This window comes from Microvirga arvi (assembly GCF_016892765.1).
Classification (GTDB): domain Bacteria; phylum Pseudomonadota; class Alphaproteobacteria; order Rhizobiales; family Beijerinckiaceae; genus Microvirga; species Microvirga arvi.
Window position 1 is genome coordinate 1 of the sequence record NZ_JAFEMD010000022.1, and the last position, 18,755, is coordinate 18,755.

Genomic DNA, 18,755 nt, shown 5'->3' on the forward strand with positions numbered 1-18,755 from the left:
CCGAGCAGAAGTGGCTTTCCACCACCGGCTTCCTCGACAAAATCGACGAAAACCTCAAAAAAGCCATGGCGGGTTAAGAAAGAAACCGCCTCTCCCCACCTTTGGGGGGAGGCTTGCGCGCGGCACATCTGTCCGGACAGCCAGCCTTTCGTTCAAAGGGTTGCGGAGGGCTGACCTCCTGCCTGCTCATACTTTCCTGAATAGGCACCTTTCCGTGTTCGGTTCGTCCCGTCCGTCAAAGCAAGCCTATTTCGGCATCAGGCTCCCTTAGGTGATCTCTCGACTTGCAGCGCAGCCGCTGTATCTTTGCGGCATGATCTCATCGCGACGTTTCACGATCCGCCAGTGCCTGATGGCGTTTGGTACTGCCCTTGTGTTGCCGGGTCTTGTCTTCGCGGCTCTTCTGTTGTGGCGCTACGCAAGTTCAGAGCGTAGCCGCTACGAGGAGGAGGCGCTCGGCACGGCACAGCGCATCATGGCGGCGGTCGACCGCGAACTGGTCGGCATCCAAGCGTCGGCCCAAGCGCTGGCAACCTCCTCAACCCTGCTGGAGGGCAACTTCGAGGCCTTCCAGCGCCAGGCCCAAATGACTCTGCAATCCTGGTCGCGGCAGAGGACCGATGACTACGCGATCGTGGTGCGCGACACCACAGGGCAGCAGGTCGTGAACACCCGTCTGCCTTGGGGCAGCCCGCTGTCCAAGGGCGCCAACCTGCCGATTGACCAGCAGGTGATCGCCTCCAAGCAGCCGGTCATCCAGGACCTGTTCATCGGGGCCACGGCAGGACGCCCGATCATCAGCATCCGCGTTCCTGTTGTCAAAGACGATACCGTCACGCATGTGCTGTCCATGGCTGTCGAACCTCGGCGGATCGCCGAGATCCTGCTCGCCCAGAACCTTCCCGCTTCGTGGGTCGCCACCATGATCGACCGGGCCAATCGCGTCGTGGCACGATCCCGGCAGCATGAGGCCTTCATCAGTAAGGCCGCCCCTGACGAGTTCCTCAATGCCGCTCGGGAGGCAGGCGGGATCTGGGAGGGGCACAATCTGGAGGGAACGGCGGTCCTGGGAGCCTATGCCCGCTCAGGCGTATCGGGCTGGACAGCGTTCGTCGGCGTGCCGGCAGACATTGTCCAAGCCCCACTGCGCCGCTCACTCTGGACGTTGTTCGGGCTGGGCGCTGTGCTGATCCTGCTGTCTCTGCTCCTGGCTCGCAGCTTCGGACAACGCATCTCCACCCCCGTGGAGAGGCTGGTCGATCTGGCGCAACATCTCGCCCGGAGCGAACCTGTCGCCGTGCCATTCACCGGACTTGTTGAGATTGATCGGGTTGGAAGCGCGCTCGCCTCCGCCTCGACGGAACTCCGTGACCGGGAGGACGCCTTGAGACGCAGCGAAGCCCGTCTGCGGGCAACCCAGAACAATGCCGCCGTGGGCATTGCCGAGGTCGACCGGGACGGGCGGTTCGTCTCGGTCAACGAGGCCCGCTGCAAGCTGACGGGCCATAGCCACGAGGAGCTGATCGGTCTTCACTTTGGCCACGCGACCGACCCGGAAATCCTGGAGAAGGATCTCAACCTATTCGCACGGCAGGTGGCCGGAGAAATGGACACCTACACCACCGACAGCAGGTTTCAGCGCAAGGACGGCAGCCGCGGCTGGGCACGTGTGACCAGTACCGCCGTGCGGGATGATACCGGCGGATTTCTCTATGCGATCCGGGTGGTCGAAGACATCACGGAGCGCTGGCAGGCGGATCGGCGTCAGAAACTGCTCATCGACGAGCTGAACCATCGGGTGAAGAATACGCTGGCTACGGTGCAGTCGCTGGCCTGGCAGGCAGCAAGACCGGGGCTGCCGCCACAGGTGGCGCAAGCGCGGTTTCAGGAGAGGCTGCTGGCGCTCTCACGCACCCACAACCTGCTCAACGAAACGCACTGGGAGGGAGCTTCCCTCAGGACGATCCTGGGAACCGAACTTCAGCCCTATGCGACGGCAAGCCAGCGCATCCAGCTCAACGGGCCAGACCTGCATCTGCCGCCTCGACAGGCCGTGGTCCTGGGCATGGCCTTCCATGAACTTGCCACCAACGCGGTCAAGTACGGCGCCCTGTCGGTGGCGTCAGGTCGGGTGCAGGTGGACTGGAAGGTCGACGGACAAGGTGAGGCAGCCGTCGTAACGATCGACTGGTGCGAGCTGGGCGGACCTGTGCTCGAGTCTCAGCCGAGTCCTGGTTTTGGTTCCCGGCTCCTGCGGCAGACCATCACCCACGAACTCGCTGGGCAGCTCGATCTCCGCTACGAGCATGAAGGGGTGTGCTGCGCCATCGCCGTGCCGATCGGAACGGCGAGCCAGCAGGCGGCCTGAGCCGCAAGACCAGTCTACCGTCGCTCGAGAACTGTCTCGTTTCGGCCAGTCACGCGGCTCGGCTTGGCGCTGCCTCTGATGGCATACCGTCTAGGATCGCGCCCCGGAGCTGGTCGCGCAGCTCGGGCGTGTCCTGATGCCCGTGCACGGCTACTGCGTGCTGCACGGCGGCCTCAAGCAGTTCGGCCTCACTGTCGGCGATGATGCTGATCGAGCAGTTCATCTCGCTCGGGAAGGCACGGCAGTCGATGAATTTGCGTCCCATGGTGACCTCCATGATCACAGCAACCCCGCCCGTCAGGCAGCTGCAATCTTACGGCCCAGGCCGCCCTGCCGCAACCGGATTGCTATCGGGATGGCAGAGCAAGGGCCGCCCATATGTTGGTGGCAGTCACATATGGCTTATTCGTTCCAGCAGCTCTGGGAGCCGAGGAGAGCCGAGCCGTCCTCCGAAATGCTCGCACTTCATGGCTGCTGCAACATTCGCCAGCTGAGCGGCCTGTGCCACACTCCAATTGTTGACGAGACCGTAGACATAGGTGCCATGCCAAACGTCCCCAGCATTCAAGGTGTCCACAGCGCTGATGGATATTGATGCGAACTCATGGACAGCCCCTGTGGCAGAGGCGCTGCGTTGCCATATCAACGACCCTGCTGCGCCGAGTGTCACTCCGACGACATCGGCTTCAAGGTCCGCTGCAATCTCCATCAGAGCCTCCCTGGGCGAGGCATTGGCAGCGAGGGAAAGCAAGGCAGGCTCGGAAAACAAAACATGGTCTGCAAGGGTGGTCATCTCGCGTAGCGCATCCGGCGGTGCAACATCGGCATCAAGAATGGTCGGAACCTTGTGACGGCGCGCTTCGGCAAGCAACGCCCTTGCACCTTCGAGCCAACGCATGTCGACAAGAACGGCAGCGGCGCTCGCCACTTCGTGCAAGGGGAGCCAACTTGGATCAGGGTCGAGTGATGGGTCCGTGTAGGGCACCACGAGTCGTTCCCCCGCACGGTCAACGAGAATGGTTGAGAAGGCGGTACGGGCGCCTGGGATCCTGCGGATCCGGTCGATGCGGACGGATTCTCGGGACAGGTCGTGCAGGAAGCTATCGCCGCTAGGGTCGTCGCCGACCCTGGCCCAGAGTTCGACATTGCCGCCAAGGCGGGCGATGGTGGTCGCAGCGGCCGTTGCCATCCCGGAGGCAGCCTGAACGGCGCTTTCCGGCAGCACCTTGGTGCCATGATCCGGAATCCGGTCAACCTTGAAGATGGTGTCCCAGAATGCGCATCCGAGGCAGATCACCGGCTTCCGGTTCATCGTCTACTCGAGCCTGAGGGCCCGCGCGCGAGCGTTCATGATGTGGGCAATGGTGGATTCCACGGCGGCCTGGGAATCACGCCGCTTCATGGCCGCGATAATGGCAAGGTGCTCCCGCATCACCGGGATCACGAGGTCCTCGTCGAGGCTCGTCTCGTTCTGGCGAATGAGGCGGACCTTGATCCAGTTCACCCGGTAGGCCTTCGAGATGATGTCGTTGTTGAGATCATCAATGACCGTTTCGTGGAACTCCCGATCGACCTGCTGAGCCTCAGCGACAAGTTTTTCCGTCAACCCATTGTCTGCTGCCGAAACAATCGATTGATGCGCAGCTTCAATCCGTACGATGGCGGCATCGCTGGCTGTTTGAGTGAAGGAAGCGATCGCCTCCCGCTCTAGGATCAGCCGGAACTGAAATGCATTGCGGATCAACGTGATGTCGAGGGGCAGGATCTGCAATCCGCGTTGCGGCACGGTCACGATCAAGCCTTCCGCTTCCAGTCGTGGAATCAGTTCGCGGATTGCGCCGAGAGGTTGTCCGGTGAGAACTACCAGCTCTCGCTGGGTCATGAACTGACCGGGCTTGATCTGGCTTCGCAACAAGTAATCAGTGAAGACGTCGTAGGCCCGCTCCCGCAGCTTGAGTTCCGAGCGGGGCGCTTGGCGAGCCATGCTCATGCGACAGCCTTGATCACTTTTCCGAATGGCTCCAGCAACGAAATCGCCCGCGCCGTGCTCCCTTCATCCAATGTCGGCAGCGGAGGCCTTGCCACCGCCCAAACCGGGTCTCGGCGGACATGGGCCGTGAGAGCCTTCACCATGGGAACGATGGGGTGGCGCCCGATCTCCTGAACCAATTCGACGATGCGAGGGTCATCACGACCGTTCTCGGCGAGAGCGATCACGGCTTCGGGCAGAATGTTGGCAACGCCGCAGATGGACCCTGCAGCGCCCGCGGCACATGCGCGACCAAGATAGGTTTCGTCGCCGACAAGGATATCGAGATCTGGGAAGGCCTTGATCAGAGCGAAGGTTGCCTCGGCATTGCACGCGCTGTCTTTCACGCCCCTGATGGCGCCAGGATAGCGTTCCTTCAGGCAGGATATGACCATGTGGGACAAGGGCACGCCGGTCATGCCCGGAATGTGGTAGAGAATGATATCCCGCAGATTGCTGCCGACGGCCTCGAACACGACCGAATACCAGTTGATGACAGCGTCGTCCGGGGCAGGGCGGAAATAGAAGGGTGGCGCCAGCAGGACGGCATGGGCACCACGGCGCAGGGCTTGGCTTGTGCTGTAGGCGGCCTCCTCCGGCGAGCAGGCGATCACGCCTTCCACCAATTTCTCCGCCGGGATGCCACTGTCCACTATTTCGTTCGCGATGCGCTCGCGTTCGGCGGCGCCGACGGAGGGACCTTCTCCGGTTGTCCCAAACAGGGTCGCTGTCCGGCAACCGCGGGCCAAGCAATCTTTGGCATGGGAGGCCAAGCGGTGAACGTCCACCTTTCCATCCGAAAAAGGGGTAATTAGGGCGGGGCTGATGCCAAAGCTGAGCGACAAGGGAGCCTCCAATAACAGCTTCGGCGTTAGGCCGAACAACTGCTGTGTTGACACTAACATGTTACATGGTGCTTAATCGCTTGCAAGCGCTGAAAAGAGTCCGAATGGACCGTTACATTAAATCACGGAGGAGACGAGCAATGGCTGCAAAAGGCGGTTCGGTTACGCGTCGTACATTTCTTGCAAGCACGGCGGCTGCGGCCGCATACGGCCTCGGTGGCGTAACGCCGGCCTTTGCGGACGTGAACTGGAAGAAATACGCCGGCGCAAAGATCGGGGTAAACCTGATCAAGAGTCCGCGTGGCGAGGTTCTCCAGAAGCACGAAAAGGAATTTACCGACCTGACGGGCATTCAGGTGTCCTCCGAGCAGACCCCGGAACAGCAGCAACGGCAGAAGGCCGTTATCGAGTTGAACTCAGGCAGCCCGAGCTTCGACGTGGTCCACATCAGCTACCACGTTCAGAAGCGCCAGTTCGAGAAGGCCGGCTGGCTGGCTGACATCAGCGGCTTCATGAAGAACCCGGAATTGACGGATCCAAGCCTCACCGAAAGCGACTTCTCCCAGGCTGGCCTGCTCTATGCCAAAAATCCGCAGGGGCAGATGCTGTCGCTTCCGTTCTCCGTCGATTACTGGATGGTGTACTGGAACAAGGAACTCTTTGCGAAGAAGGGGCTCGCCTATCCGCAGACCTTCGACGAGATGGTGAAAGTTGCGGAGGCGCTGACGGATCCGAAGGAGGGGACTTACGGCTTCGTTGCCCGTGGTCTGAAGAATGCCAATGTTCCCGTCTGGACGAGTTTCCTTCTCGGCCACGGCATCGATCCCGTCGACGCCAACGGCAACCTGATGACGGACACACCGGAAGCCATTGAGGCTGCAAAACTCTATCAGCGCCTTCTTACCAAGTCTGCGCCCCAGGGCGTTGCCGGCTTCAACTGGTCGGAATGCCAATCGGCCTTCTTGCAGGGCAAGGTCGGCATGTGGCTCGACGGCGTCGGCTTCGCACCCCCGCTGGAGGATCCGGAGAAGTCTCGAGTGGTCGGCAAGGTCGGCTACGGTGTCATGCCGCGCGGGCCGAAGGCACAGGCCTCAGCGACCTTCGGTGACGGCATCGGCGTCACCGCCGCCAGCAAGAACAAGGAGGCTGCCTATCTCTATTGCCAATGGGCCATCTCGAAGCTGATGGGTGCGCGCCTGTTGCAGGCGGGTGGTGGCGTTCCGTTCCGCCAGTCTATCCTCAGCGACCCCGAGACTCGCAAGGGCGTGAAGATGCCGCCGGCCTGGATCGACGCAGTGGTGGAATCGGGCAAGATCAGCAAGCTCGGCCTTCCCGTCATTCAACCGGTGACGGAGTTCCGCGACGTCATCGGCATCGGTCTGACGAATCTTATCGGAGGAGGGGATCCGGCCGCTGAGATGAAAAAGGCGACGGAGCAGTTCAAGCCTATTCTTGAGCGCAGCGAGAAGGCTTGATGCAGGCGGAACGGCAGAAGATCAGCATGGTGGAGCATGTCCATGTCCACCATCGCTGAGCGCCCGGTCGCTGCGGTGCCGGCGGCGTCTGCAACAGGCGCCCGACCGAAACGCACCTATTGGCCCTTCGTCGTTCCCGCTGTGGCTGTGGTGGGATCGGTGATCGTGTTCCCGTGGGTCTTCACGGTGTGGATGAGCATGCATGAATGGACGGTCGGTGGAGCGCGGCGCTTCAGCGGCTTGTCCAACTACCTGCGGCTCATGTCGGACGAGCGCTTTCTGACCTCCGTGGGTCATACGCTTGTCTACACGCTTCTGGCCGTGGTGCTGCCGCTGATCTTCGGCACCCTGGCAGCCCTCATCTTCAACTCCCGCCTGCCCTTCCGGGGTATCCTGCGCGGTGTGTTCGTCATGCCGATGATGGCCACGCCCGTTGCTGTCGCCCTCGTATGGACGATGATGTTCCATCCGCAGTTGGGAGTTCTGAACTACCTTCTGTCGCTGGTCGGGATTGGACCCCAGGCTTGGGTCTTCAGTCCCTCGACCGTGATCCCGTCGCTGGTTCTGGTCGAAACCTGGCAATGGACGCCGCTCGTCATGCTGATCGTCCTGGGCGGGCTCGCGGCCATTCCGACGGAACCCTATGAAAGCGCCGCCATCGATGGAGCAACCATCTTTCAGCGCTTCCGCTACATTACACTGCCGATGATCGCCCCGTTCCTCATGGTCGCCGTAATCATCAGGACCATCGATGCTCTGAAGAGCTTCGACATCATTTACGCTATCACGCAGGGCGGACCGGGCACGGCGTCGGAGACAATCAATCTCTATCTCTACAGCGTCGCCTTTGCCTATTACGACGTCGGCTACGGATCGGCGATTGCAGTCGTGTTCTTCGCCATCGTCATCGCCCTGTCCCTTCTCATGCTCCATCTTCGTCAGCGCACGAAATGGATCGACGTTCAGGGGTGAGCATGAACCTCCGAAGAGCCGCCAACTCGCTCGGCCTTCTGTTCGTCGGCCTCGTGCTGGTCTCGCCGGCCATCCTGTTCTTTCTTTGGATGATCTCGCTCTCGCTCAAATTCGAGGTCGATAACGCCGCTTACCCGCCGATTCTGATCCCGGAACGATTCGCCTGGAAGAATTATACCGGCGTGTTCGAATCCAACCGTTTCGGCCTGTTCTTCCTCAACAGCCTGATCGTGACCGGTGCTGCAACGGGCCTTGCACTGCTGATCGGTGTGCCAGCCGGCTATGGCATTGCCCGCATGAAGGCAAACAAGGCTGCCGTGGTCGTGCTCATTGCCCGCATGACCCCCGGCCTGTCTTACCTGATCCCGCTCTTCCTCCTCTTCCAGTGGCTGGGGCTCATGGGCACGCTGGTGCCACAGATCATCGCACACCTCGTGATCACGGTTCCGATCGTGATCTGGATCATGATCGGCTACTTCGAGACAACCCCGCTCGAACTTGAGGAGGCGGCCGTCATCGATGGCGCGAATCGGTGGCACGTTTTTCGCCACATTGCCCTGCCGATTGCGAAGCCTGGCATCACCGTCGCTTTCATTCTCGCGGTGATTTTCTCCTGGAACAACTTCGTCTTTGGGGTCGTGCTGGCAGGCCGGGAAACCCGAACCTTGCCGGTCGCGGTCTACAACATGCTGTCCTTCGAGCAGTTGAGCTGGGGACCCTTGGCGGCAGCAGCATTGATCGTAACCCTGCCGGTCCTCGTGCTGACGATCATCGCGCAGCGACAAATCGTAGCCGGCCTTACAGCCGGAGCCGTGAAGGGCGGCTAGAATCATTCCAGCGGTAAAGTCCGAGCACGGGAAGTGGTTCGCTTCTGGCATGGGATTGACCTTAGCCGTATTTCGCACTGCTGGGATGAGCAGACCTTCGTTCAGCTCTGCGGTCTTCCGAGCTTGACCCCGAGCTGCATGCGGCAGCGAGAAACGCAAGGATTTATAAATCCTAGCCTCATGTCATTGTCATGATATTCTCGTACTCTCCGAGCTGCGCACTTCCGCTCAATCGCCATAGTTGGAAGTACATCTTTTGCGCAGTACTGGTTCAGCCATACGACACGCAAGGTGTTCTCCTGCGAAGGGCCGAGCATGAAGCTTTTCACGATAGGTGACAGCATTTCGCAAGGGTTCATGTCCATGGCCGCGGCAAGGACCGAGCTTTCCTACTCGACCTTGCTTGCAAGGTGCATGGGGCTGGTGCCTGGGACAGACGAGTACTCCATTCCGATGTGGGGAGCAGGCGGCCTGCCGTTCAACATCGAGAACCTCATGAGGAGCCTTCAAAGGCAGTATGGGGCGGATATCCGAGGCCCAATCGAGTGGCTGGCCGCCGTCACATCGGTCAACGGCTTCCTTGACAATATCGAGGACCATTACGAACGCGGGCAGGGCAATATCGCGCTCCCGCAGGCGGGCAGGCGCCAGTTTTACCCCAACGTCTCGGTGGCGGGCTTCACGGTCGCCGATGCCTGGAAGGTCACGCCACGATTGTGCTTGGACCGCATCGCGATGGACCAGGAGAAAAACGGGGGCGACGGATTGTTCTTCTCCCTGCCCAACTGCCGCTTCGAGCGGACCGCGCACGCGGTGCTCAATCCGTCGCGCGATCCGCAGTACGATGACTTCAGCCAGTTGCGGTGGCTGGAGCATCATCACGTAGACGGGGAGGGAGTCGAGAACCTCATCCTCTGGCTCGGCGCCAACAACGCCTTGGGCACGATCGTCCGGATGGACGTGATGTCAACGGAGGAGGCCGAGGATCCGCCCCTTGAGATGGACCTCGACCAGCGGAACAGGTTCAACCTTTGGACGACGGAGCACTTCGAGGCCGAGTACGAGGAATTGATGGAGAAGGTCCACGACACTCTCACCCGGGGCAAGTGCGACTGCAAGGTATTCATCGGAACAGTGCCGGCTGTCACCATCGCCCCGCTCGCCCGAGGAGTCGGCAACTCCCGGGAAGAGGACGACCCTTTCAAGGTCCTGAAGAGGGCCACCTATTTCGACCGCTACACCTACTTCCTCTTCGACCACGACTACGCCCGCCGGAGCGGCAACTCGCTCACCTTCGAGCAGGCCTACCAGATCGACTCGACCATCGCGGAATACAACAAGACCATCAAGAGGATCGTCACCGCTTACAACAGGAAAAGCAGGGACACGGAAGGCCCGAAGGTCGAGTACTTTCTTGTCGACATCTGCGATCAGTTGCTCCGCCTTGCCTTCAAGCGGAATCACGGCAAGCCGACATACGAGCTGCCGCAGGAGATCATCGACCTGAACATGCGCCTCGGACGCACGGTGGACACCGTCTACTACACCGTTGACCGCATGGGGAGGATGTCGGCCGGGGGCGTATTCAGCCTGGATGGTGTCCACCCGACTGCACTTGGCCACGGTCTCATCGCCTTGGAGTTCCTCAAGGCTTTCGAGAAGGCGAAGGTGCCAATGGTAAGGGGACTGGATTGGAACGGGATCGCAGCCAGCGACAGCCTCTACACCAATCCGATATCGTTGATGCCCGAACTCTACGACAACACGAGATTGGCCGAGCTGCTGCTGGACCTGCTGCGGTTGCCGTGACCAGAGGCCGAACACTGGTATTATTCTCGGAATCTGCAGCGCAGGCAGTTCCGTACTCGGCCGCGTCTAGACTGACAAACTCCAGGCCTTGCTTATCGGGAGTGAAGCATACTTTCTCGCGGACACGAATACGAATGAGGTTATTTTGGGTATCGGCAAAGCGCTGATGGCGCATATAGATTATGAGCGAGGCAGAGCATGACAAAGGTCCGCGAGGCGTTGCTGAAGACGATATGGCGCGGTCAGGACCCGTTCCTGAACTATCCCAGCCAGCTGTATCGCCAAGATCAACAGGGGTGGGCATCAAGCCACCATTACCTGACCGATGCCATTGAGGCGCTCCGGCCAGCGGTCGTAGTCGAGGTTGGCGTCTGGAAGGGCGCATCAGTTTTATCGCTAGCTTCAAAGATGAAAGCGATGAACCTCGATGGCGTGGTGATTGCCATCGATACCTGGCTCGGAGCGTGGGATCACTGGACCAACGATGAGTGGTTCGCCCATCTGAATTTCAGCAACGGCTATCCTGCGCTCTATCATACCTTTGCGGCTAACATTGTTGGGGAAGGACTACAGGACTACGTCCTCCCCCTTCCGCTCGATTCGGTGAACGCCGCAAACGTCCTGCGACATCATCATGTCGAGCCTGACGTGGTCCATATCGACGGTGGCCATGACTATTATGCCGTCACGGCGGATTTGCGCGAATGGTGGCCGATGATCCGGCCACAGGGTGTGCTCATTGGTGACGACTACCCCCATTGGCCCGGAGTGAAGAAGGCCTTTGACGACTTCTTTATCGGCCAAAGCAAGTTCCCATTTGACGTCGACCCGCCGAAGTGCCGGATCTTCAAGTAAGGCCTTCTCTGATGCTATGGAGGAAACACACGCGCCATTCCGGTCAAACCTGAGCAGTATTGTCGCCACAATCGGAAACAAGGATCCGTCTGTGCTGATTCCAGCTCAACGATTGTGAGGATGCATGACCCGTAAGGATCGCGTTGTGCTCTATGGCCGTCTTGGCCTTATCTTGATGGCGTTTGCCATGATCGGAGGGGTGGTGGCCGAACCGCTTCTCCGGCCTTTGTGGCCCTCACGGCTGACGGTGGCTCAACGGTAGCACATTCTGAAGCCGGCTCCTCATGCTGAGCACATACCGAGGATCGTCCAGCCCTCATCGCAAAAGGCGACATCGCCCTCGCGCGATCCTTAGTCGTCATTCTCCATGCGATGCCAGCCGTGCTTGGAGCGATCATCAACCCCGATCACGGTAGCGATAAACCCGCCGCTCATCTTCCGTAATGACGGTATTGACTTGGGTATGGCCCCCGTTTGAGGATTTTGAGCTGGGGTTCGACGGGGTGTTGTCGTTTTGGCATGGCGTCGCAAAAGAAAGGATGCCCAGCACCTTTCCTGGTGCTGCGTGGCTTGTGACGAGGTGCCGATGATCTTCCGCTCCCCTCAGGGGGCGGCTCGTCAGCGTTGCTGCCTCAGCCGAAGGGTGTTCAGCAGATCTACATAGGGCTGCCGCTGCTTCTGATGAACGCGACGCACCTTTTCCTTGATGTAGTTCTTCAGCTCTTCGTCAGAAGAGGTGGTGTCAACCTTGCTGAGCTCAACATGATGCTGGTAGTCGATGTCGCTTATTCTATGCAGAACTTCTCTGACAACATGATGCAATTCGGAAGGATAAGTGCTGTAAGCATTATTGTAAGCTCTAGGCATACTATCTCCTCCCATATACATTCGTTCTCTTCAGAAAATCTCCCGTCATTACTTATTGGTGCTATCGGCGATTCGCGGCAAAAATGAGCCGGCTCGATAACGATCTAGCGGGTACGCAGGCTAAGGATCGCGATCAGACAATGATAGGCGCTCGCAATCCTCTGAGGCGCAGACGCATCTCAAGGCGGTGTCCCCAGATTGGTGTGTCCGGGTTAAGGCATCCCGAGGGTCTGCTTCTCGAATGGAAAAGCAAGCGGTGGGGTCTGGGTTGTAGCCACCGGCGCCAAGCTGGCAGGTGGTGCGCACAGGCCGGCCATGTGGATAAGGCCATATCCATACGTCGGATCCCATCCTGGCTCGCCGAGATCGCGGGTATGCTGCTCCAGGCGGGCCTGAACCGCTTCGGGGTCCAACTGCGGGTTGGAGGCAAGCAGAAGACCTGCGGCGGCGGATACGAAGGGCACCGCATAGGATGTGCCTGTCTTCAGGGCGCCGCTGCCCTGGACTGAGGCCGTCCAGACATTCACTCCAGGTCCTGCAAGGTCGATGTAGGCGCCTTGGGTGGCGCGGCGATAGACATTCAGGTCTTGATCTACCGCGGTGATTGCGATGACACCGGGATAGGCTGCCGGATACGCCGGCTCCGCGCTGGCGCCGTTGTTGCCCGCAGCGGCAATGATCACAATGCCCTCGGCTTGGGCTGCCTTGATAGCGTTCTGGAGAACTGCGTTGGCAGGGCCTGACAGGCTCAGGTTGATCACCCGAACACCGCGCTCGGCCAAGGCTTCAATGGCCGACACCAGGGACATCACATCCGTTCGGTCGGCGGTGCCTCCGTCGCGGTAGAATGCGTCCACCGCGATCAGCTTCGCCTCCGGCAGCAGACCTGGCGTTGAGCTCCCGGGGCGGCCCACCAGGAGAGCGGCAATCGCAGTGCCATGCTCCGGCAGGGAAGCATCGGCATGGGGGGCAGGACGGGCTACAATCTCGATGGCCTGACCTTTGAGTGCATCGTGGTCGAGGTTGATGCTGGTATCGATCATCCCAATAAGAGGTGTCGGGCCGCATTGCGTCGCGCGAGCTGCCGACCAGCTTACCAGAGCGGTTGCTTGGCACTCGGCGCCGGTGCATGTCCCCATGCCTTCATCGAGATAGTAGAAGTGATCAAGATCGGTTGTGGCTCGCGCATCGACCACTTGGACGGCTTGCCGGGCCTGAGTCAGGGACGTGCCCTGTGGAACGCGCAATCGGACGATCTGTGCGGCAATGCGGCCTAGTGTCTGGGTCTCGATCTGGAACCCTTGAGCGGTGAGCCGGACAAGATCCTCGCGCGACAGGCCTGACACCACGATGGAATCTGCGGCCTGACGCGGCTTGGGTCGGGTGTCGATGGCTTCGACGACCATGGGAGCACCGGCTTGCACAACCGCCATTGGGCTTGGGGTCGGTGCTATAGCTGGTACCGGGGAGGCTGGCTGGACTTGGCTCGATGATTGCAAATTCGATGCGGAGCCTGTGCTCCGTTGTGTCGGGGTTGGAGGGGCACTCACCGATCTCGGAGAGGCCTTCGGGGCTTGGTTTACTGTTTGTGGGATAGATGTGGGGATGGCGCTCTGAGATCTGGCTGGCGGGTTGGTAGGAACCACTGCGGGGACAGCCTTCGTCTGCGGTGACACCTGCGCTGTCGCTGGGGCCGGAGAGGCGACTGGCGCCTGGCTTGGGATTGCTCGATTGGCAGGGATTGTGCCCTTGCTCTTCGGCGCCGCGGTGCTGCTGGTCACGGCCTTTGCGCTGGTACCTTGGTTGTTGGTTGCCTTACCGGCTTTCGCTGAACTCCCGTTGCGGCTGCCGGCGGTCGCCTTGCCGCTGGTCTTCGAGGAGGCGGTGGCACCCTGTGCCCCGGCCTTTCCCTTTTTACCTGCTGTACTGGCCCAATCGTTGGCTACTACGCTGGTGTCGTTGCTCCTCTTGCCGTTTGCGTTATTGCTTTTGCCTGCAATCCCGCCGCTGTGGCCTCCGGCCTTGGTGCCGCCCTGACTGGTGCCAACTCCGCCTGTGCCTCCGCCAGGACTGCTGCCGTTGCCGCGACCATTGTTGTTGCCAACGCTGCCTCCGAGTCCTCCTCCGGCGCCAATGCCACCTCCGATGCTACCACCTCCACCTGAGCTGTTGCCGCGGCTGCCTCCGTTGCCAAGACCATTGCCGCCACTGGTACCAAGGCTGCCTCCAGCGCCAAAGCCGCCTCCGGCACTGCCGCCGGCGCTGTTACCAGGGCCAATCCCTCCGCCGAGAGCTCCTCCACCGATGCCTCCAATACCCCCGCTATTGCCATAGCCGGCTCCACCGCCTAGGCCACCAAGGCCGCCATCATTCGAGTTTCCTTTGCTGCCGCCATTGCCGTTGCTGCTGCCAAGGCCGGCATTCCCTCCGGCCTCACCACCGCCAGCACTGGACCCGCCGCCCATGGGTCCGCCATCGCTGCCTTTGCCACCGTTTCCTTTGCCGCCGCCGTCACTGCCTTTGTCGCCAGCATGGCCGTTTCCGCCACCATTTCCATTGCCGCCGCCATTCCCGTTTCCATTTCCGCCACCATTGTTTCCTGACCCATCGCTGTCCTTGGCGGAGGCTGAAACGTCCACAATAGGCCAACTGGCTCCGTGGCTCAGGTCAAGTTGAACCCGAAGGGGGAGAGCAGCAGCGGTGCCTGCTGCGACAATGAGAAGATGTCGCCACCAACGTGTCATGACTGCTTCTCGCGACGGCACTCCAAACCTGAGTGTTCGTCCATTAAGGCCAAGCTTAAGAACAGAAGCCGGCCGACCATACGCTTCACATAGCGCTGAAACACGACGACATTATCATAGCTAATATGAATGGGAGCGATCCAATCACTTCTTGTGTCAGGTGTTAAACTTGGCAATGAAGGTCGCGTGCAGGTGCCGTTATACGCAGCACCGCAAGAGAGCGGATCCGGGCTCGTCAGGTCATCTGCCAGGAACCTTGACAGATTTGATCCATTGAAAATCGTTTGCTGCCAAATCATCGCCTGCGCGGCTGCCCTGGACCAGCCTGCTCGACCTGTTGCGGGATCATCTCGGCCTGACAGGCACCAAGAAGGGCTGCGATCACGGGCAATGCGGGGCCTGCACGGTGATCGTCACGGCAGGCGGATCAATTCCTGCATGGCTTTCGCCGTCATGAACGATGGCACGGAGATCGCTACCGTCGAAGCTCTGGCCAGAAATGGAGCGCTGCATCACTTGCAGCAGGTTTTCATCGATCACGATGCCTTTCAATGCGGCTATTGCACGCCTGGGCAGATCTGCTCTGGTGTCGCCTCATCGAAGAGGGCACGGCGCATACACGCGACGAAATCCGCGAACTGATGAGAGGCAATATTCCTACGGGCAACCACATCCGCGAATACCCAATCACTATCGACAAGCTGCCCAGATTGGCTGATCCGCTGTCCGGGAGGTCAGGGACCAACATCGCCCCTTAGACCTTTCAGCGTGTGGAACCTGTGGCTTCCATCGAGACTGGTCGCCCTTCGCAGGCACTCTGGTAGATCGCCTGCATGATGAGAATATCACGCAAGCCCTCCTCTCCGGGTGTCTTCGGGTCATGATTGTTCATCACGCTCTGGGAGAAGTGATCCATCTCGGCGGCAAACTGGCTCTGCTCCTTCACCTTCACCTTCACCTCCTGACGGCCCTTCTCGGTCTGCAGGGCGAGCTTGTTGCCTTCGTATTCCGTGGCCGGATCGAGAATGATCGAGCCTTTCTCGCCGAAGGCCTGGATGCGCTTCACTGAGGCCGTGGAATAGGAGGAGGAGAGATTGGCCACTGCCCCGGACGGAAAGCGCAGCTGGAACGCGACTCTATCCTCCACCTCGCGAAACCGCGGGTCGTCCTTCGTGTTCGCAATCTGGCCGAACGCCTCCACCGGCTCTTCTCCGGTGAGATAACGCGCCGCCTGGAGCGAGTAGATGCCGATGTCGTAGCGCGATCCACCGCCGGCGAGCGACTTCACCATGCGCCATTGATCCGCAGGATCCTTCGGGTCGAGAATGCGGCCATGGTCACTGGTGACGAGGCGAAGCGCCCCGATCTCGCCGTCGCGAACCTTACGAATGGCTTCCACATTGTGCGGCTCAAACTGGGCGCGGTACGCCACCATGAGCTTTCGCCCAGCTTCGCGGCCTGCGCTGATCATCGTCTCGCATTCCTCGACCGTCACTGCCATGGGCTTTTCGCAGAACACATGCTTGCCGGCCTTGAAGGCCCGCACGGTGTATTCCGCATGAAGCGCATTGGGCAGGATGACATAGACGACGTCCACTTCCGGGTTGTCGGCGATACGGTCGAAGGTCTGGTAGTCGTAGAGGTCGCGGGTGTCGACGCCGTAACGAGAGGCGACCTGCTCCGCCTTCTGACGGTTGCCCGAGACCAGCGCGACCAGCTTGGAACAACGGCTCTCGCCAAACGAGGGGAGGATCTGGTTGAGAGCGAACTTGCCGAGACCCACCACGGCCCATCCAAGCCTGCGCCCGGGCTCTACCGGCGTCTCCTGTTCCATTTCCGGAAACGGCCTGCCCGTCGGACGCGACGGCGGCAAACCGGGCATCGATCCACCGCCGCCTTGGGCGAAAGCGGGCCCGATCAGCCCAAGGCCTGACCCCAGCAGGCCGCCGCCCGTGCTGCGCAGAAACAGGCGACGGGACAGATCAAGCCTACCGTCTTTGTCAAACAAGTTCATCGGGATCTCCATCAGGGAGGAGGGCTCCGGGGGCACTCTCATTCATCGTCACTGCTGTGGCTGGGTGGGTGAAGTGAGGGAGCCGGTCGCTTCCGCGCTGTCGAGCCTCATGCGCCAGAGCTGGGTCGGCAGGCTCTTGGGTGATTCAGGCCTGTAGGTGGTCGAGTCCTGGATGCGGGACGTCGTGAAATAGAGCATGCCGTCAGGTCCCTCGGCGAGGGTGTCCGGCCACCGGAGCTGCTTGTCCTGCACGAGGACAGTCGGACGGCTGCCCTGCTGGCCGCTGAGAATGCGAACCTTGAGAGCGTCCTCTTCCGGTGCCGTCACGATCATCCGGTCGCCGCGGCGCGTGATCAGTAGACCGTCGGCGACGCCGTTCTCGCCTACGGTCTTGATCTTGGCTACAATCTCCCGGTCGGAAGCCTGGGCGTTCTCAAGAGTGTCGGTGGAAATCCGGTAGAGCGTCCTGCCCTTGATGGCCTGCCAATAGAGATGCCGTCCGTCCGGAGTGAGGGCGATACCGTCGGCGGCGAATTCAACGCCGCGTCCGTCAGGACGCCGCAACACTTGACCATCCGCCTTTACCTGCACGTCCTTCTCGACCTGCGTGCTCGGATGACCATTGAGCACACGGCGCGCCCTGCCGCTTTGCAGATCGACCACGACGAGCGCGCCCTTCACGCCCGAATCCGTAATGTAGGCGTGGTGACCGTCGGGAGAGAAGCGCACATCGTTGAGATAGGAGCCCTGAGGCGCAATGTCTTCGGTGAATGAAATCGTTTGGCTCGGCTGGTTCGTCTTCAGATCGATCTTCACCAGCTTGGGACCGCCGGCGACGACCTTGTCCTGAGCGGGTGCTGCCGGATCGAGCACCCAGAGGTTGCCTAGACTGTCCGCTACGACACTCTGTACGCAGACCCAATGATCCTGGGGCGCCATCTCGTCCTTCTTTGCATTGCGCCACTCGTTCCAGCGCTGATCCGGATAAGGTTTGATCGACCCATCCTTCATCACCTCGGCCACGGAGACGGGTGCGTCCTCGGTCCAGCGAGGGAAGTTCACGAAGATGCGCCCATCCTGCGAAACGGCCACGCCGGTGACCTGATGATCCAAGGCAGCCACCTGCTCGAAGGGCTGCTGCGATGGAGATGTTTGGGCCATGGCTGAGCCGAGGCACACGGAGGCCGCAAGACAGGCGCCAAGCAGGAGCGTTGCGTGAAGAGGAGCGTAGCGCATGGAAACTCCAGTGGGATGTGGCGAAGGGGGGTGCCGCGCACATCTCCCATGACCCATCAACCGGGCGAGGCCGCCCTCGTTCCAACTCAGATCGCTCTCTGCCCGATGTTTAAGTCTTGGTCACGCCTTCTTGAGACCATCTGCTTTATGGGCCGCGATCTTGCCCGACTTGTCGCTCTTCACGATGTATTCGGGGTTGTCCTTGGACGCCGCTACCTTGTGGCCCTTGATCTGCGTCGGGCTAATCTGCTTTTTCACCACCTTCCCGGTGCTGTGGCCTCCCGATGAGTCCCAGGAGACCTTGTCACCGGCTTTCAGTGACTTCGCCATGACGAGTTCCTTCCGAATGATTGGTATCCGTCGGCAACTCAAGTCCAAGCGTTACGTTCCAAACAGCATTAAGTCGAGGGTTGGAATTTCAGCTTTGCAGCATCGTGTGGGCCGGCTCTTCAACCGGTGCCCTCTCGATCTCCTCGTGGCCGGGCGCGCCAGCCTGCATCGTCAAGCTCAAAGGATGCGGTCGGGCAGCTCACAGGCGGCGTCGCCTTCGACTTCAAAAATTGTCTCGCCGGTATCGTCTGCCTCTCTTTTCGAAGCATCAGCGTCGAAGCCGAAGGAAACTGCCCGCCGCCAATAGGCGTCAGGTAAACGAGGTCGGACGTGGGGGTGCAAGATGGTCGCGATTTAGGGACGGGACGAAAAGAGCAGCTTCTA

The 18,755-nt window shown here is 60.5% G+C and carries 17 protein-coding genes and 1 pseudogene; 8 read left to right on the forward strand and 10 right to left on the reverse strand.

Annotated features, from left to right (window positions below):
- Positions 1 to 352: 352 nt before the first annotated feature.
- Positions 353 to 2,368 (forward strand): PAS domain S-box protein, encoded by a 2,016-nt coding sequence (locus tag ILT44_RS15110; protein WP_204240431.1) that lies wholly within the window; start codon positions 353 to 355, stop codon positions 2,366 to 2,368.
- Between the two features lie 49 nt (positions 2,369 to 2,417).
- On the opposite strand, the gene ILT44_RS15115 is transcribed toward ILT44_RS15110, so the two are convergent.
- The 4 genes from ILT44_RS15115 to ILT44_RS15130 all read right to left on the reverse strand — a co-directional run bounded on the left by ILT44_RS15115 (position 2,418) and on the right by ILT44_RS15130 (position 5,242).
- Entirely contained in the window at positions 2,418 to 2,633 is a 216-nt protein-coding gene (locus tag ILT44_RS15115) for a DUF1059 domain-containing protein (RefSeq protein WP_204240432.1), read from the reverse strand.
- 126 nt (positions 2,634 to 2,759) lie between these two features.
- A complete protein-coding gene (locus ILT44_RS15120; protein WP_204240433.1) occupies positions 2,760 to 3,680 on the reverse strand; it encodes a PfkB family carbohydrate kinase in 921 nt (306 codons plus the stop codon).
- A gap of 3 nt (positions 3,681 to 3,683) precedes the next feature.
- Complete coding sequence (locus ILT44_RS15125) at positions 3,684 to 4,358, reverse strand: GntR family transcriptional regulator (protein ID WP_204240434.1); 675 nt, start codon at positions 4,356 to 4,358, stop codon at positions 3,684 to 3,686.
- Positions 4,355 to 5,242 (reverse strand): dihydrodipicolinate synthase family protein, encoded by an 888-nt coding sequence (locus tag ILT44_RS15130; protein WP_204240435.1) that lies wholly within the window; start codon positions 5,240 to 5,242, stop codon positions 4,355 to 4,357. Before ILT44_RS15130 ends, ILT44_RS15125 begins: the two co-directional genes overlap by 4 nt.
- Before the next feature lie 140 nt (positions 5,243 to 5,382).
- On the opposite strand from ILT44_RS15130, the gene ILT44_RS15135 reads away from it, so the two are divergent.
- The 5 genes from ILT44_RS15135 (at position 5,383) to ILT44_RS15155 (ending at position 11,180) form a co-directional block, all read left to right on the forward strand.
- Entirely contained in the window at positions 5,383 to 6,717 is a 1,335-nt protein-coding gene (locus tag ILT44_RS15135; RefSeq protein WP_204240436.1) for an ABC transporter substrate-binding protein, read from the forward strand.
- A gap of 42 nt (positions 6,718 to 6,759) precedes the next feature.
- Positions 6,760 to 7,689 (forward strand): carbohydrate ABC transporter permease, encoded by a 930-nt coding sequence (locus ILT44_RS15140; protein ID WP_204240437.1) that lies wholly within the window; start codon positions 6,760 to 6,762, stop codon positions 7,687 to 7,689.
- A 2-nt stretch (positions 7,690 to 7,691) separates the two neighbouring features.
- Positions 7,692 to 8,516 (forward strand): carbohydrate ABC transporter permease, encoded by an 825-nt coding sequence (locus tag ILT44_RS15145; protein ID WP_204240438.1) that lies wholly within the window; start codon positions 7,692 to 7,694, stop codon positions 8,514 to 8,516.
- A gap of 315 nt (positions 8,517 to 8,831) precedes the next feature.
- Positions 8,832 to 10,325, forward strand: a complete 1,494-nt coding sequence (locus ILT44_RS15150; protein ID WP_204240439.1) for a hypothetical protein — start codon at positions 8,832 to 8,834, stop codon at positions 10,323 to 10,325.
- Positions 10,326 to 10,523: 198 nt separating this feature from the next.
- Positions 10,524 to 11,180 (forward strand): class I SAM-dependent methyltransferase, encoded by a 657-nt coding sequence (locus tag ILT44_RS15155; RefSeq protein WP_204240440.1) that lies wholly within the window; start codon positions 10,524 to 10,526, stop codon positions 11,178 to 11,180.
- A gap of 618 nt (positions 11,181 to 11,798) precedes the next feature.
- Here the strand turns inward: ILT44_RS15155 and ILT44_RS15160 are convergent.
- Positions 11,799 to 12,047: a hypothetical protein gene (locus ILT44_RS15160; protein ID WP_204240441.1), complete on the reverse strand. Its 249-nt coding sequence runs from the start codon at positions 12,045 to 12,047 to the stop codon at positions 11,799 to 11,801.
- 212 nt (positions 12,048 to 12,259) lie between these two features.
- Entirely contained in the window at positions 12,260 to 13,453 is a 1,194-nt protein-coding gene (locus ILT44_RS15165; RefSeq protein ID WP_204240442.1) for a S8 family serine peptidase, read from the reverse strand.
- Positions 13,454 to 13,796: 343 nt separating this feature from the next.
- On the opposite strand from ILT44_RS15165, the gene ILT44_RS15170 reads away from it, so the two are divergent.
- A complete protein-coding gene (locus tag ILT44_RS15170; RefSeq protein WP_204240443.1) occupies positions 13,797 to 14,084 on the forward strand; it encodes a hypothetical protein in 288 nt (95 codons plus the stop codon).
- Positions 14,085 to 14,394: 310 nt separating this feature from the next.
- Here ILT44_RS15170 and ILT44_RS15175 read toward each other — a convergent pair whose 3' ends face one another.
- Positions 14,395 to 14,655, reverse strand: a complete 261-nt coding sequence (locus ILT44_RS15175) for a hypothetical protein (protein WP_204240444.1) — start codon at positions 14,653 to 14,655, stop codon at positions 14,395 to 14,397.
- A 446-nt stretch (positions 14,656 to 15,101) separates the two neighbouring features.
- Here ILT44_RS15175 and ILT44_RS15180 point away from each other — a divergent pair.
- A pseudogene (locus ILT44_RS15180) lies at positions 15,102 to 15,549 on the forward strand ((2Fe-2S)-binding protein).
- A 5-nt stretch (positions 15,550 to 15,554) separates the two neighbouring features.
- On the opposite strand, the gene ILT44_RS15185 reads toward ILT44_RS15180, so the two are convergent.
- From ILT44_RS15185 to ILT44_RS15195, 3 genes are all read right to left on the reverse strand, one after another.
- Positions 15,555 to 16,805 (reverse strand): Gfo/Idh/MocA family protein, encoded by a 1,251-nt coding sequence (locus tag ILT44_RS15185; RefSeq protein ID WP_204240445.1) that lies wholly within the window; start codon positions 16,803 to 16,805, stop codon positions 15,555 to 15,557.
- 48 nt (positions 16,806 to 16,853) lie between these two features.
- Entirely contained in the window at positions 16,854 to 18,041 is a 1,188-nt protein-coding gene (locus tag ILT44_RS15190) for an L-dopachrome tautomerase-related protein (RefSeq protein WP_204240446.1), read from the reverse strand.
- Between the two features lie 120 nt (positions 18,042 to 18,161).
- Positions 18,162 to 18,371: a hypervirulence associated TUDOR domain-containing protein gene (locus tag ILT44_RS15195; RefSeq protein ID WP_204240447.1), complete on the reverse strand. Its 210-nt coding sequence runs from the start codon at positions 18,369 to 18,371 to the stop codon at positions 18,162 to 18,164.
- Between the last annotated feature and the right edge of the window lie 384 nt (positions 18,372 to 18,755).